This is a genomic window from Streptomyces sp. Q6 (assembly GCF_036967205.1).
In the GTDB taxonomy this organism is placed as follows: domain Bacteria; phylum Actinomycetota; class Actinomycetes; order Streptomycetales; family Streptomycetaceae; genus Streptomyces; species Streptomyces citrinus.
The window spans coordinates 7,250,730-7,265,788 of the sequence record NZ_CP146022.1 but is presented as its reverse complement, the minus strand read 5'-3'; the positions used below and the strand labels follow the sequence as shown (position 1 = coordinate 7,265,788).

At 72.4% G+C, this 15,059-nt stretch carries 5 protein-coding genes and 4 pseudogenes; 4 read left to right on the top strand and 5 right to left on the bottom strand.

What is annotated here, in order from left to right; translation table 11 throughout:
* The first annotated feature begins 76 nt into the window (after window positions 1-76).
* The 3 genes and pseudogenes from V2W30_RS33545 (at window position 77) to V2W30_RS33530 (ending at window position 4,663) form a co-directional block, all read left to right on the top strand.
* On the top strand, window positions 77-1,903 hold the full coding sequence (locus V2W30_RS33545) for an AMP-dependent synthetase/ligase (protein WP_338703861.1): 1,827 nt from the start codon (window positions 77-79) through the stop codon (window positions 1,901-1,903).
* 135 nt (window positions 1,904-2,038) lie between these two features.
* The gene (locus V2W30_RS33540; RefSeq protein ID WP_338702337.1) at window positions 2,039-3,802 is read left to right on the top strand and encodes an ABC transporter ATP-binding protein; all 1,764 of its coding nucleotides are present in this window, start codon (window positions 2,039-2,041) and stop codon (window positions 3,800-3,802) included.
* Between the two features lie 91 nt (window positions 3,803-3,893).
* Window positions 3,894-4,663: pseudogene (locus V2W30_RS33530) on the top strand (maleylpyruvate isomerase family mycothiol-dependent enzyme).
* 91 nt (window positions 4,664-4,754) lie between these two features.
* Here V2W30_RS33530 and V2W30_RS33525 read toward each other — a convergent pair.
* The 3 genes and pseudogenes from V2W30_RS33525 to V2W30_RS33515 all read right to left on the bottom strand — a co-directional run bounded on the left by V2W30_RS33525 (window position 4,755) and on the right by V2W30_RS33515 (window position 10,347).
* A complete protein-coding gene (locus V2W30_RS33525) occupies window positions 4,755-7,553 on the bottom strand; it encodes a beta-L-arabinofuranosidase domain-containing protein (protein ID WP_338702336.1) in 2,799 nt (932 codons plus the stop codon).
* Between the two features lie 93 nt (window positions 7,554-7,646).
* A pseudogene (locus tag V2W30_RS33520) lies at window positions 7,647-9,715 on the bottom strand (pectinesterase family protein).
* 98 nt (window positions 9,716-9,813) lie between these two features.
* Complete coding sequence (locus V2W30_RS33515; RefSeq protein ID WP_338702335.1) at window positions 9,814-10,347, bottom strand: hypothetical protein; 534 nt, start codon at window positions 10,345-10,347, stop codon at window positions 9,814-9,816.
* Window positions 10,348-10,686: 339 nt separating this feature from the next.
* Between V2W30_RS33515 and V2W30_RS33510 the strand changes: the two genes are divergently transcribed.
* Window positions 10,687-11,466, top strand: coding sequence for a helix-turn-helix domain-containing protein (locus tag V2W30_RS33510; protein ID WP_338702333.1), 780 nt, complete (start codon window positions 10,687-10,689; stop codon window positions 11,464-11,466).
* A gap of 79 nt (window positions 11,467-11,545) precedes the next feature.
* On the opposite strand, the pseudogene V2W30_RS33505 reads toward V2W30_RS33510, so the two are convergent.
* Together V2W30_RS33505 and V2W30_RS33500 are read right to left on the bottom strand one after the other, a co-directional pair.
* Window positions 11,546-12,490 (bottom strand): annotated as a pseudogene (locus tag V2W30_RS33505) (endo-1,4-beta-xylanase); the annotation flags it as partial.
* A 304-nt stretch (window positions 12,491-12,794) separates the two neighbouring features.
* Window positions 12,795-15,022, bottom strand: a pseudogene (locus V2W30_RS33500) (glycoside hydrolase family 3 N-terminal domain-containing protein).
* Window positions 15,023-15,059 lie beyond the last annotated feature (37 nt).

The following is a 15,059-nucleotide window of genomic DNA, read 5'->3' as shown; positions in this document are numbered from 1 at the left end:
CGAAAACGCGCCGCCGGGAGGTACCTTTCCCTACCGATACCGATCACTGGTGCGACAGGGAGTGATGAGCACACCCATGCGGCTACTCGACATACCCCGCCTGGTGGAGCCCCTCGTCTCGGGGGGCCTCGCCGACTCGGTCTTCACGACGGCCGTCGAGGACCCGCTGCGCGTCCAGTTCTCGGTGCCCGGACCCGGGGGCGAGTGGAGCGAGGTCACCACGGCGGACTTCTGCCGCCAAGTGACGGCCGTGGCACGCGGGTTCACGGCCGACGGGGTGCGTCCCGGCGATCCGGTGATCGTGATGTCGCGTACGCGCTACGAGTGGACGCTCGTCGCCTACGCGCTGTGGACCGTCGGTGCCGTGGTGGTGCCGGTGTACCCGACGTCGTCCGGCGAACAGGTGCGGTGGATCCTCCAGGACACCGGGGCCGTCGGCGTCGTCGTCGAGAACGAGCACAACGCGATGACGGTCGCCGCCGCGTACGGGACCCGCACCGACCTGACCCGGCTGTGGGAGCTCGACGCGGGGGCCATCGCGTCCCTCGTGTCGGCGGGCGCGGCGGTCGACGAGGCCGCCGTGCACCGGCTGCGGTCCGCCGTGCGGCCGCAGGACACGGCGCTGATCTGCTACACGTCGGGCACCACGGGCCGCCCCAAGGGCTGCGTCATCACGCACCGCAACCTGGCGTCGGAGACGGACACCCTCCTGGCCGGCTGGGGCGTGCTGCTGGCTCCGGCCGGGGAGCAGCCGCGGATCCTCGCCTTTCTTCCGCTGGCGCACTGCTACGGCCTGATGGTCGTGGTCAGCGCGGTGCGCGGCGGCATCAACCTCGCGCACCAGCCGAACCTCTCCCCGGACTCGCTGCTCCCGGCCCTGGAAGCGTTCCGGCCCACGTTCCTCTACGCCGTCCCTTACATCTTCGAGCGGATCTTCGGCAAGGCGAGGATCAACGCCCAACAGACCGGTCACAGCGCCCTGTTCGAGCGGGCGGTGCGGGTCGCGGTGCGCTATGCGACGCGCGTCCAGGAGCGCGCCGCGGGCACCGGTTCCGGGCCGGGCCCCCGGCTGCGGTTCCAGCACCGGCTGTACGACCGGCTCGTCTACGCGAAGGTCCGGGGCGTCCTCGGCGGCCTGGTGCGCAACGCGGTGTCGGGCGGTTCCCCGCTCGCCCGCGAGCTCGGCCTGTTCTTCGCGGGCTGCGGCATCAACGTGTACGACGGCTACGGGCTGACCGAGACGACCGCCGCGGTCACCGCCCAGCCGGTCGGCGCGGTCCGGCACGGCACCGTGGGCCGGCCGCTGCCGGGCAACGCGGTGAGCATCGCGGACGACGGGGAGATCTGGGTGGCCGGCGACGTGGTCTTCGCCGGGTACCTCAACGACCCGAAGGCCAACGCGGAGTCGTTGCGGGACGGTTGGTACGCCACGGGCGACCTCGGCCACCTGGATCCCGACGGCTATCTCGTGATCACGGGCCGCAAGAAGGACATCATCATCACGAGCGGCGGCAAGAGCCTGTCGCCGCAGACCCTGGAGGAGCAGCTCCGCGCCCATCCGCTGATCTCGGGGTGCATCGTCGTCGGCGACAACCGTCCGTACGTGACGGCGCTGATCACGCTCGATCCGGACGCCCTCGCCAGCTGGCAGATCCTCAAGGGACGCCCGCCGAGCGAGCCCGCCCAGCTCCTGGAGGACGACGAGCTGCGCGGGCACATCCAGCGTGCGGTGTCGCGGGCCAACTCCCGGGTGTCGCGGGCGGAGTCGGTCCGCGCGTTCCGGATCCTCCCCGACCAGTTCGGCGCCGACCCGCGGCTGATGACGCCGTCGCTGAAGCTGCGGCGCTCGGCGGTCATCACGGCGTACGCGCGCGAGATCGAGGAGCTGTACGCGGCGCGGTGATCGCCGCGCCCCACCCCCGGCGCCTTTGACCGCTCACCCGCTCACCCGCTCCCCCGCGCCCTCGTGCGCACGCCTATGGGCACGAATTCGAGAAAGCGCTTTCCACATCGGCCGGGGATGCGATGAGATCGACGTATGCACCAACCGGTTCCCGACCATCTGGACCACCGCTACCGCGGTGAGCATCCGATCCGCACCCTCGGCCACCTCTTCCGCCCCGACCGCGCCCGGCTGCTCCTCGCCTGCGCGCTCTTCGTCGTCAAGCACAGCCCGATCTGGCTGCTGCCGCTGATCACCGCCACGGTCCTCGACGTCGTCGTCCAGCACGGCGACCAGGCCGAGTTGTGGCAGGCGACCGGCGTCCTCCTCTTCATCCTGGTCATCAACTACCCGCTGCATCAGTGGTACGTCCGCCTGCTCGCCGGCAGCATCCGGCGCATGGGCACGACGCTGCGGTCGGCCCTGTGCCGCCGGATGCAGCAGCTCTCCATCGGCTACCACGCGCGCGTCAGCTCCAGCGTCCTCCAGGCGAAGGTCGTCCGGGACGTGGAGGCCGTCGAGCAGATGGTGCAGCAGAGTTCCGACATGGGTCTGGGCGCCGTCGTCACCCTCGTCGGCGGGCTCGTCGTCATCGGCCTGCGCACGCCCGAGTTCCTGCCCGTCTTCCTCGTCGTGGTGCCCGCCGCCGGGTATCTGGTGATGCGGCTGCGCGGCCGACTGCGCACGCACAACGAGGAGTTCCGCCGCGAGGTCGAGCATCTGTCCTCACGCGTCGGCGAGATGACGACGCTCATCCCCATCACCCGCGCCCACGGCCTGGAGCGCACCGCTCTCGGCCGCGTCGACGGCTCGCTGCGCCAGGTCTTCGCGGCGGGCCTGCGCCTGGACACGATGAACGGCCGCTTCAACTCGGCGGCCTGGGTCCTGCTCAACATCCTCGGCGTCTGCTGTCTGACGGGGTCCGCGCTGGTCGCGTACCACGGCTGGCTGCCGGTGACACCGGGCGACGTCGTGATGCTGAGCTCGTTCTTCACCGTCCTGACCAACTCCACGACGACACTGCTGGGCCTGGCTCCCGTGATCAGCAAGGGTCTCGAGTCGGTGCGCTCGGCGGGCGAGGTGCTCCAGGCGCCCGACCTGGAGAGCAACGCGGGCAAGGCGGGCGTCGAGCGGGTCACCGGGCGCATCGACTTCGAGCGGGTCGGATTCTCTTACGGCGACGAGGCCCCGGCGGTCGACGGCTTCACGCTCACCGCGCGGCCCGGCGAGACGATCGCCCTGGTCGGCGCCTCGGGCGCGGGCAAGTCGACGGTCCTGAACCTCCTCATCGGCTTCATCAGGCCGACGTCCGGCCGGATCCTCCTCGACGGCACCGACATGGCCGCGCTCGACCTGCGCAGCTACCGGCGCTTCCTGTCGGTGGTGCCGCAGGAGTCGATCCTGTTCGAGGGCAGCATCCGCGACAACGTGACGTACGGGCTCGGCGACACCGACGAGGAGACGCTGCTCGGGGCGCTGCGCGACGCGAACGCCCTGGAGTTCGTGGAGCGGCTGCCCGACGGTCTGGAGACGGTGGTCGGCGAGCGGGGGGCCCGGCTGTCCGGTGGACAGAAGCAGCGGCTCGCCATCGCCCGCGCGCTGATCCGCGACCCACGCGTCCTGGTCCTCGACGAGGCGACGTCGGCGCTCGACAACCGCTCCGAGGCCCTCGTGCAGGAGGCGCTGGCGCGTCTGGTGCACGGCCGCACCGTGTTCGTCGTGGCGCACCGGCTCTCCACGATCCGGGGCGCCGACCGCATCGTCGTGATGGACGGCGGCCGGATCGCGGAGACCGGTACGCACGGCGAACTCCTGGAGCGGGGCGGGGTGTACGCGGGGTTGCAGCCGGCGAGCCGGTGACGGCCCCGCCGCCCTCGGTGCCGATCGAGGGCGGCGCCCCCGCCGGAAAATTCGCTGTCGGTCCGGCGGGCCGTGCTGGTAGACAGCCCCGGTGACAGAGACCTTGGAGTTCACCGATCTGCTGCGGCTGATCGACGACCGGGCGGCCGCGTTCCGTGCCGCGGTCGCCGTCGCGCCCGACCTCGACGCGCAGGTGCCCGCCTGTCCCGACTGGACGCTGTTCGATCTGGCGGCCCACCTGGGCGAGGGCGCCGCGCGTGGGCCGCGACGGTCGCCGCCGGGCCCGACGCCCCGGCCAAGTGCGCACCGCGCGACGCGACGGCCGCGCCGCGCGAGCGCGAGGCCCTGCTGGCCTGGCTGACCGCGTCGACGCAGGAGCTCCTGGACGAGCTGCGGGCGGCGGGCCCGGAGCGCGGGGTCTGGACGTGGTGGGGGACGTCGCAGTCGCCGCCGACCGTCGGCGCCGTCGCCCGGCACCAGCTGCACGAGGTCGCGGTGCACACGTACGACGCGCAGAGCGCCATCGGGGCACCGCGGCCGCTGCCGGACGAGGTGGCGCTCGACGGGGTCGAGGAGTTCCTGACCACCTGCTGCACGACGACGGCGCCGTGGCCGCACAGATCCGCCACCTTCGACTGCGTCGCCACCGAGGGCCGTGCCTGGCGCCTGTGGCTCGACGCGGACGGCGCGCGGACCGGCCGCATCACCGCCGGCGACGAGGACCCGGCCGACGCCTCCCTGCACGGCACGGCCGCCGAGCTGACCCTCGCCCTGTACGACCGTGCCCCGTTGGACTCCGTGCGGGTGGAGGGCGACCGCGCTCTCCTCGACGTGCTGTGGAACTGGGACCCGAACGAGTAGGACGCGGGTCCGTTCAGCGCGGCAGCCCCGCACCCGGCGGAGGTCGAGGGCCGCCGGCCGCGCGGGACACCACCGCTCGGATCGCCGGGGCTCAGGCCACGTACGAGGCCTTCCGGGCCGCGTCGACGACCTTCGCGCCGTCGGCCGCCGTGAGCAGGCCGTCGTTGACCCAGGCGTCGACGGTCGTGCGCACCCGGCCGACGAGCGCGCTCTTCCCGGGGAACGGCGCCGCGGCCCAGACGGCGTCGAGGAGGCTCGTACCGTCGCCGCGTACGGGGTTGGCGACGCCCGAGTCCACCCCGCCGAAGACGACGCGCGGCTCGGACCGCCGGAAGTAGGCGTGCGTCGGATCCTCCGTGCCCTCCAGGAACGGCGCGAACTCGACGCCGTTCAAGGTGAGATGGAGCGGCTTGCCGTGGACGGGGGTGAACGTGGGCAGCAGGTCGCCGGAGAGGGCGGCGCCCCGGTACAGGCCGAACTCCAGGGTGGTGGTGCGGGCGTCGCGCGCGACCAGGTTGACCGGGCCGTGGAAGAGGGCCTGGAGCTCCGGGTCGTCCGGGGTCTTCTCGACGCGCAGACGGAACGGCATCGAGATCCGCACGGTGTCGCCGTCCCGCCAGGTGCGCGCCACCGTCAGGTACGTGCCCGGCGTCGGCGAACTCCCGGCCACCGGGCGTCCGTTGACGGTCACCGTGAACCCGGCGACGGCCCACGCGGGCACGCGCAGTTTCAGTGCGAAGGCCGCGGTGCCGCCGCGCACCGTGAGAGTGCTGCCCTGCTCGCGCGGAAAGTCGGTCGTCTGGGTGACGGTGAGGCCCTTCCCGGCCCATGTCAGGGTGGAGGCGCTGAAGAGGTTCACGTACAGGGCGCTGTCGTCGGCGGCCCGGAAGTACACCGTGTCCTGGTACTTGGTGGCGCTCTCCATGCCGGTGCCCTCGCAGCAGGTGGTGCCCGCCTTGGGGGTGTAGTCGCGCACGTGTCCCGGCCGCAGCCCGATGAAGTACGTGACGAGCGGCTTCTCGGCGTCGGCCTTGTCCTGCTTGGATCCGAGCACCTGGTTGAGCAGGGCGCGCTCGTAGTAGTCCATGTACGTGGGGTCCTGGTCGCGCAGGAACAGCAGACGGCTGAGCTTGAGCATGTTGTACGCGCAGCAGGTCTCGGCGTTGACGTCGGTGAGGGTCGACGCGATGACGCCCCGCTCGCCCCAGAACTCACGGTCGCTGGTGCCGCCGATGGCGTACATGCGGGGCGGTACCACCATGTCCCAGAAGTTGCGGGCGGCGTCGAGGTAGCGCTGCTCGCCGGTCTCGTCGTACAGCCGCAGCAGTCCGGTGAAGACGGGGATGTGCTGGTTGGCGTGGAGCCCGCTGAGCGTGTCCTGTGCGGCGGCGCACGCGTCGATGAGCTTGTCGAGGTCGAACAGGCGCGCCAGGGCCAGGTGTCGGGGGTTGCCGCTGAGCGTGTACAGGTCGCAGACGGCCTCGACCATGCCGCCGAACTCGCCGCTGGAGAAGATGCCCCACATCCGCTGGAGGGTGGCCGCGGGCAGCCGGGACAGACGGGAGTACATCCAGTCGCACAGGCCCTCGGCGAGGTCGAGGGCCTTCGGGTCGTCGGTGGCGAGATGGGCGTCGACCAGGCCCCGCAGGATCTTGTGGGCGGTGTAGTAGGGCGCCCAGACCTTGGTGTAGTCGCCGCTGGTCATCGACTCCAGGGCGATGAACTGGGTCTCGGGGTAGGCGGCGAGGAACCCGGGGTGGCTGGGGCCGCCCCAGGTGCGTCCGAGGGACGCGGTGCGGGCGTGCGGTGAGGCGTCGGCGAAGCCGGCGCCCTCCGTCTCGTCGAAGCCGTACGCGGCCAGATCGCCCGAGCCCCGGTAGGTGCCCGCGTGCAGCGCGGCGATGTCGTCGGCGGTCAACTTCCGCGACCAGAGGTGGACTTCGTCGAGCGCTCCGGCGAAGGCCGGGTCCCCGGCGTAGTGGGAACGGCCGAGCCAGTGGTCCGTGAGGGCACCGAGGTCGGCCGGGGTCAGCGTGAGGGCGGTGTTGCGGGCGACCTCGACGCCGTCGACGTACAGGACACCGGTGCCGCCGCCGAGGGTGAAGGCGACGTGGCTCCACGTGCCGACGGGCAGCGGCGCCGTGCCGTCGATGCCCTGCTCGCCGCCCGCGCCCGACGTGGTCACCGCCAGACGGGGGTTGCCTTGGGCGTTGCGCGCGGCGAGGTACAGGTAGCGGGTCGTGTCGTTGCCGAAGTCGGCGATGCGGGCCCAGGCGTCGGCGTGCTCGGGCCTGACCCAGGCGGCGAACGTCAGCGCGTCCGTGGCGCCGTCGAGGACGCCGGCCGGCAGGTCGACGTACTGGTACGAGCCGCGGATGTTCGACACCGCGCCGCCGCCGAAGCGGCCCGGCACGCTCAGCACGGTCGGGTCGGCGCGCAGCGCCGCGCGCACGTCGTACAACTCCCCCACCACGGTGCGGATCTTGGTGAGGTACGTGGTGTCGCCGGTGCCCGCGTACGCCTGCGCGAGCATGGTGAGGAAGTGGCCGGTGGTGTGACCGCGGAGGTTTCCGTTGGCCTCGCCGTCCAGGCCCTCCCAGCCGCCGGGGGCGACGGCGCCCGGCGTCGGACGGCCGACGTTGGCGCGGAAGACCTGGACGAGCCGCATCTCGTCGTAGCCGGTGGCGAAGTCGAGCATGAGGCGCCGCTTGTCGGCGAACACGCCTGCGCCGAGGGCCACTTGGTCGAGTGCGAAGGGCAGTACTCCCCCGGCCGCGACGGCGTCGGCGCCGCGGGGCGCCGCGTGCGCGCGGTCCGGGGCGAGCGCGAGGGCCGTCGCGCCGAGGGCGGCGGCCGAGATGAGGGATCTTCTGGTGGGGCCGGATGCCATGTCGGACCTCTCCTGAGCGATCTGTTCGATATATCGACATAGGTTCGGTAAACCGACCAGAAGCTAGACGTCCGGCCCCTACCCGTCAATGGGTCACCCGGCGGTCGGCGTCCAGTTCCCGAGCCAGTCCGCGACCTCCTGGTCGGCCGCCTGCGCGTCGGTCAGGACCGGCCGGTCGGCGCTCGCCGCACCGGCGCCCGCACCGGAGTTGGCGTACTCGGCGAACCGGTCGTCCTTCCACGAGAAGCCGCCCATGTCCGACCAGGGCGTCGACTTGATCGCGGCGCTCAGGGTGGAGTTGCGGACGGTGGTCTGCGGGTCGAGCGCGGCGTTGCCGCCGGCGTGCCAGTTGCGGCCCAGGAAGAAGCTGCCCGCGGTGACGTCGCCGCTGATGGTCGAGCGGTTGATGAGGATGCCCTTGTGTGCGGCGGCGGTGCTCGGCGCGGTGACGTACCCGGCCGATGTGCCGTTCCACCGCTTCTTCAGGGTGATCACGGACCGGTCGACGACGGCGGTGGCGCCGCCGAAGATGAAGTCGACGTTGCCGACGACGTACGAGTTCGTCATGAGGACCCGGTTGCCCGCGCCGTCGAGCAGCAGCGTGTCCTGGTCGCCGCTCACGATGACACCGTCGAGGAAGACCTTGTCGGCGCCGGTGCGCAGCGCGACGGCCTGCGCGGAGATGCTCTGGTCCGCGCTCTCGTCGAAGTCGTTGGAGACACTGAGGTTGCGCAGTTGGCTGTCGGCGCCGAGCAGGGCGACGGTGGCACTGCCCGCGGTCCCGTACGTCGATCCGTCGGCCTTCTTCGATCCGGCGGCGTGCCCCTCGACGATGACCGTGTCCTTGCGGCTGCCGCCGGTCCCGGCGATGGTCACGTGCGGCTTGTTCGCGGGCACGGTGACGGTCTCGCGGTACGTGCCGGGCGCGACCGCGATGTCGACGCGCGCGGTGTTGTTCGTGGGGACGGCGTCGACGGCGGCCTGCACGGTCCTGAACTGCGCGCTGCCGTCCTTGGCGACGGTGAGGGTGGTCGCGGCGGCCGCCCGCGGTGCGGGACTCGCGGCGGCGCTCGTGGCGGTGCCGATCGAACCGCGCGGCCCGGCACCGGACTTGAGGAGCGCGGGCACGTCGGCGGCCTTGTCGAGCGTGTAGGGGTAGAAGTCCTTCGGCTCGAAGGCGGTGCCGCCGCTCTGGTTCTTGCCGGTGGTGCCGGAGAAGACGCTGCCGCGCTGCACGATCGACGCGGTGTCGTCCTTCGTGACCGGGTTGTTCACGCCCTGGAAGTAGCTGTTCTCCAGGACCATCCTGGTCCTGCCGCGGGAGTAGTTCCCGTACGCGGACGTGATGGCGGTGTCCGGGTCGTCCTGGAGGTAGTTGTTGTAGAGGTGCGCGTGCGCGGCGTTGTCCGTCGAGGGGTTGCGCTGCTCGGTCTCGCGGATCCAGTTGTGGTGGATCGTGATGTCGGTGACGACGTTGTCGGTCCAGCCGATGCCGAACGCCTTGTTGTCGTTGCTGAGCCTGTTCCACGAGACGGTGACGTTCGTGGAGTCCTTGCGGACGTCGATGAGTCCGTCGGCCATGTGCCGCAGGTCGTTGTGGTCGATCCACACGTGGTGGGCGCCGTCCATCTGGACGGCGTCGAAGTCGTGGTCCTTGTCGTTCCAGACGCCCTGGTAGGTGTCGCGGATCGTCAGGTTGCGGATGATGACGTTGTGCACGCCGGTGCCGAGGAAGAAGCCGCCGCCGACGATCTGCCCGGACGTTCCCGAGCCCACGATCGTCTTGTCGGAGGCGACCTTGATCTCCTTGCCGACGGGGTCGACGGTCACGGCCGCGGCGACGACGATGACGTACGGCTCACTGGCGGTGGCGTACTTCTCCAGGTCGGCGGCGGTCTTCACGGTGACGGTCCGGCCGTCGCGCCCGCCGTACGTGCCGTTCTGGCCGTGGGAGTCGAGCGACGCGAAGCCGTCGGCCACGTCGGTGGTCCAGCCGGCGGCCTCGGCCGCGGCCGCCGTGTCGTCGCCGGCGCCGAGCAGGCCGCCTCCGTAGGCGAGGGCGGCCGCGGCGGCGAGGGCGAGGGTGCCCCGGCGACGAGGACGGTTCCGCGCCTGCGGTGGCGGGGTCCGGGGCGTGCGGTGCTGCTGCGGGTGTCACTCATGTGCGCTTGCGCTCCGTGGTGGTGGGGGTTTCCCCCGCCGGGTGGCAGGGGCCGGAGTGCAGTCGCCGCGCAGGGGCGAAAAGGTTGCCGTGCGGGTGCTATCGCGCCGGGGACGCGGCGAAGTGGTGCCGCTGGTAGCCGCTGCCGTGGTTGCGCCAGTCCAGGCTGATGCTGCTGTCGGCGACGACGCGGCCGCGGCCGACGTGCGCGGTGACGACCGGGGTGCGGTACGAGCCGTTGTGGTTGCCCCAGAAGTTGTCGCCGTTCTCCAGACGGTTCTTGATCCCGTGGAAGCTGCCCGCCTTCAGGACGCGGTGGCCCCGCTCGACGCGGAGGGTGAGGTAGGCGTCGTTGAAGAAGTCCTCCTTGAACCCGGCGGCGGGACCGTCCCAGGACGCCTTGGCGTACGCGTGCGCCTTCGTCCCGGAGCGGGCCGCGCACACCGTGACGGTGAAGTCCCAGTTGTCGGCCCAGGGGCCCGAGTACGACGGGGTGTCGACGGACTTCTCGCTGGTGGTGCACCGGTACGTCGGCGTACCGCCGGGCGCGGCGCGCCCGGCGGCCGCGGCGCAGGGGCCGGCGAGCAGGGTCAGGGCGAGGGAGACGGCGAGGGCGTGGCGCGGCAGGGACATGCGGGGCCTTTCTCGGGGACGGTCACGGGCGCGCGGGCGGCACCCGATCTCCGGTTGATGTGTGGACGGCCGCGCCCCCATGCGATACCTGTCGGTCCGTCAACCACCCGATCGGTCCCGCTCCGGCCACGCTCCGCAACCGCGCTCCGCCCCGGCGCACACCCACTCCCGCCCAACGTCCCAGTTCACGCCCCACCGACCGAACTGGCATACAGGGAAACCCACTTAAGGGTGATAACCACCGGTGACGATGAACCTGGACCCCGTCGCTCCGCATCATCACCCATGTCCGCATCTGCACCACGTGCCCGAGGGGCACCGCTGACAAGGGGGGAACCCATGGCATCCGACGGGGGCCACGACGACACCCGCGGCACCGAGCTGCGGGAGCTGCTGAGCGCGCGCAGACAGGCGCTCGGTCTGACCGGGGACCAGACGGCACGGGCCGTCGGCCTGTCCGCGCGGCAGTACGCGGCGCTGGAGAGCGGCGCGCCGCACGGCACGGGCCTCGGCCTGGAGCGGCTGAAGTCCGTGGCCGACGGGCTCGGTCTGACCGGTGCGGCGCGCGAGACGTTCCTGCTGCTCGCGGCGGAGCCGGGCGTCTGCGCGCACGACCTCGTCGAGCGGCGCAGGCCGACCGTCGAGGAGCTCGCGCACATCGACCTGATGGACCCGAACGCGGCGCTGATCACGGACCACGCGTGGAACGTGCTGGCGGCGAACGCCGCGGTGGCGCGGCTCTTCGCCGACCCCGAGCGGTCCCCGCGCCACGACCGCAACCTCGTGCTGTGGCTGCTCACCGCGGAGGCGGAGCAGCGGTTCGCCGACATCGGCCAGGTCCGTGCCGACGCCGTCGCGCGGGTGCGCGCGGCGATCGGCCGGATCCCCGCCGACGCCGCGCTGCGCGCCCTCGCCGAGCGGATCACCGCCGATCCGCTCGGCGCGGGGCTGTGGCGGAGCCGGGCGGTCCGGCTGCCGTCCGACGCGTGCACGCGCCGGCTGCGTCACCCCGTCTACGGGGAGGCCTCGATCCTGGTGACGACCTCCCGGCTGCCCGGTGGGCTGCAGCTGTACGTGCACCACGCGGCGCACCTCATCGGAGGAACCGTTTCTCTCTGACGGGGACGACGGGGACGACGACTGCGACGCGGACGACGGGTGTGCCGGGGACGACGGACAGGCCGGGCGCGCCGGGCGGTCAGTCCTTCTTCGCGGCGGCGAGGAGCGCCGCCCTGATCGCGTCGTAGGCGGGCTTGCGCTGGAGGTTCTCGTCCCAGGGCAGCGCGGCGCCCTGTCCCTCGAAGACGGCGGGGATCCACGAGTGGCGGTCGGAGTAGCCCCACACCGTGATGCCGACGCACCGCTTCACGGCGAGGCAGGCACTGGTGACCTGGCCGTACCAGTCGGCCTGCTGGGCCAGCTTCGCCTCGTCCGCGGGCAGGATCATGCGGATGTCGAGCTCGGTGAAGGCGACGTCGACGCCGAGGTCGGCGAAGCGCTGGAGGTTCTCCTTGATGCCCCCGGGCAGGCCGTACTGGAGCGCCAGGTGGCCCTGGAGACCGAAGCCGTCGATCGGTACGCGGTCCGCCTTGAGCTGCTTGATCAGCGCGTAGTAGGCGTCCGACTTCGCGCCGAGTCCGTCGACGTTGTAGTCGTTGAGGTAGAGCTTGACCTTCGGGTCGGCGGCGCGGGCCCAGCGCAGGGCGTCGGCGATGTAGCCGGGGCCGATGGTCTTGTAGAAGATGTTCTCGCGGTAGGTGCCGTCCTCGTTCATGATCTCGTTGGCGACGTCCCAGGCGAAGACCTTGCCGCGGTAGTGCTTCACCACGTGCGTGATGTGGTTCTTGAGGATGGAGCGCAGTTCGTCCTTCGTCCAGGTACCGGAGGAGAGCCAGTCCGGCAGCTGGCTGTGCCACAGCAGGGTGTGGCCGCGGAGCTTGAGGCCGTTGGCCCGCGCGTAGTCGACGATCTCGTCGCCCGCGGTGAAGTCGAAGACGCCGCGCTGGGGTTCGGTGGCGTACCACTTCATGGCGTTGCCGGGGGTGGTGCTGCCGAACTCGCGCCCGAGCAGGTCGGCGTACTCGGTGTCGGCCAGCTCCGGGTTGTCGACGGCGGAGCCGAAGTAGCGGCCGCTCTGGCGGGCCAGGTCGTCGAGCGTCCGCGTGTGCTGCTTCGCGCCGGTCTCCGCCTGGGCGGACGGGGCGGCGGCGAGGCCGAGCAGCAGGGCCGTCGCGGCGAGGGCGGCGCCGGCGGCGGATCTGGTGCGGGCGGATCGGGGGGACGTGCGCATGGTGCGGCTCCTCAACTCGATGAGATCCCAACTCGCACAGCTGGGCGGGTCGTTGTCCTTGCGCGGCGGGGCGCGCCGAGACGGCGCGCCCCGCGTTCGTGAGCCGGGCGCCACAGGGACGTCGTGACGCCCGGCGGTTCGTGGGGCGCGGCGCCGGCTACTTGACGCGCAGCTCGCAGCGCATCCGCCGCTCGTGCCCGACCTCCCGCTCCGCTCCCGTGAGGGTGAGCGGCACGGTGTGGTGGACGTGTTCGCTGGACGCGGCGACGCGCAGTTCGAGCGCGCCGGGTTCGACGACGCGGCGGCCGTCGGCACCGGTGTACGCGGCGAGGTCCGCGGGGAACGTGGCGTGCACCTCGGCGCTCGCCCCCGCGTCGAGCGGGACGCGGGCATAGCCGACGAGCCGCACCTCGGGGCGGGCGACGGTGCCGACCGGGTCGTGGAGGTAGAGCTGGACGATCTCGGTGCCCGGCCGGTCACCGGTGTTGCGGACGGTGAGCCGCACGGTGGTCTCGCCGTCGGTGGGCAGTTCGGGGGCGTCGCACTGCGGGGTGTCCCAGGCGAACGTGGTGTACGAGAGGCCGTGGCCGAACGGGTAGAGGGCGGTGGGGTCGACGTTGCTGGGGTCGCCGCGGCGGCCGAGCGGTGGCGCGAGGTACGGCGCGGGCTGGCCGCCGGGGTGCGCGGCACGCCGATCGGCAGCCGTCCGGACGGCTCGACGCGTCCGGACAGGACTCCGGCGACGGCGGGGCCGCCCTCCTGGCCGGGGAAGAACGCCTGGACGACGGCGGCGGCCCGGTCGGCCCAGCGGCCCAGCGCGTAGGGCCGGCCGCTGAGCACGACGAGCACGACGGGCGTTCCCGCACCGAACACCTCGTCCAGCAACGCGCCCTGCTGATAGGGAAGTTCGAGGTCCTCCGTGTCGCAGCCCTCGCCGGAGGAGCCGCGCCCGAACAGGCCCGAGCGGTCACCGACGACGGCGAGGCACACGTCGGCGTCCGCCGGGTCGTCGACGAAGACGGCGCCGGGCAGCTCCGCGCGGAGCGCTTCGGCGAGCGTCGGCACCTCGACACCGGCGGCGAGCCCGGGGTGGTTGACGCCGACGTGCCGCGGGAACGTGTAGCAGCCGAGCATCGCGGCCTGTTCGTCGGCGAGGGGGCCGACCAGGGCGACGCGCAGCCCGTCGGGCAGTGGCAGCAGCCCCGCGTCGTTGGCGAGCAGCACGACCGACTCCTGTGCCACCGCACGCGCCAGGTCCCGCATCTGAGGGGGGTTCAGGTCGATGGGCTCGTCGCCGGTGACCGGCTCCCAGCCCGGGTCGAGCAGCCCGAGTTCGCACTTCTGCGTGAGGACGCGCAGCGCGGCGCGGTCGAGCAGGTCCTCGGGGATGTGGCCGGCGGCGGGCAGGCAGCGCGCGGCCGGCAGTTCGACGTCGACGCCGGCGGCGAGGGCGAGCCGGGCGGCGTCCCCCTCGGAGGCGGCGACCTTGTGAGCGGACTCCAGGAACGCGATGCCGAAGTAGTCGGCGACGACCGTGCCGGTGAACCCCCACTCCTCGCGCAGGAGTCGGGTGAGCAGCCCGGCGTGGACGTGGCCGGGCAGCCCGTCGATGTCGTTGTAGGAGGCCATCACGGAGCGGGCCCCGCCCTCGCGCAGCGCCATCTCGAACGGCGGCAGGATGACGTCCGCGAGCTCGCGCGGGCCGAGCGACGCCGGCGCGTGGTTGCGGGCGCCGCGGGAGGCCGAGTAGCCGGCGAAGTGCTTGAGGGTGGCGACGATGCCGGCGGCCTCCAGGCCCCGCACATAGGCGGCGCCGACCGTGCCGACCAGGTAGGGGTCCTCGCCGATGGACTCCTCGGTGCGGCCCCAGCGCGGATCGCGTACGACGTCGAGGACGGGGGCGAGGCCCTGGTGGATGCCGACCGTGCGCATCGACGTACCGATGGCCTCGGCCATCTCGGTGATCAGGGCCGGGTCGAAGGTGGCGCCCCAGGCGAGGGGCGTCGGGAACACGGTGGCCTGCCAGGCGGCGAAGCCGGTGAGGCACTCCTCGTGGGCGAGGGCGGGCACCTCGAACCGGTTCCCCTCGCGGATCCGGTGCTGCAGCTCGGCCAGCCGCGCGGCGCCTTCGGCCGGTTCCACGGGGACGGTGCCGAAGGGGCGGGTCAGCTGCCCGAGGCCGTGCGGGAGCAGGGCGTCGAGGACCGCGCTCTCGGCGACGTACGCGTGCTGTCCGGGCGCCACCGCCGCGGTGTCGGTCTCGATGTCGGCGCCCAGCCACACACTGGAGAGCTGGGCCTTCTTCTCCTCGCTGGTCATCCGGGCGAGCAGGTCGGCCGCCCGGACCTTCGCGGGCAGGCTGGTGTCCTGCCAGGGCTGGACCATGGAACTCCTCAAGTGCGGTACGTGCAGGGGGTGATGG

Excerpts from the sequence above, each read along its gene's own strand:
- V2W30_RS33545 (WP_338703861.1), top strand. The coding sequence starts at position 77 with ATGCGGCTACTCGACATACCCCGCCTGGTGGAGCCCCTCGTCTCGGGG.
- V2W30_RS33540 (WP_338702337.1), top strand. The coding sequence starts at position 2,039 with ATGCACCAACCGGTTCCCGACCATCTGGACCACCGCTACCGCGGTGAG.
- V2W30_RS33525 (WP_338702336.1), bottom strand. The coding sequence starts at position 7,553 with ATGGCATCCGGCCCCACCAGAAGATCCCTCATCTCGGCCGCCGCCCTC.
- V2W30_RS33515 (WP_338702335.1), bottom strand. The coding sequence starts at position 10,347 with ATGTCCCTGCCGCGCCACGCCCTCGCCGTCTCCCTCGCCCTGACCCTG.
- V2W30_RS33510 (WP_338702333.1), top strand. The coding sequence starts at position 10,687 with ATGGCATCCGACGGGGGCCACGACGACACCCGCGGCACCGAGCTGCGG.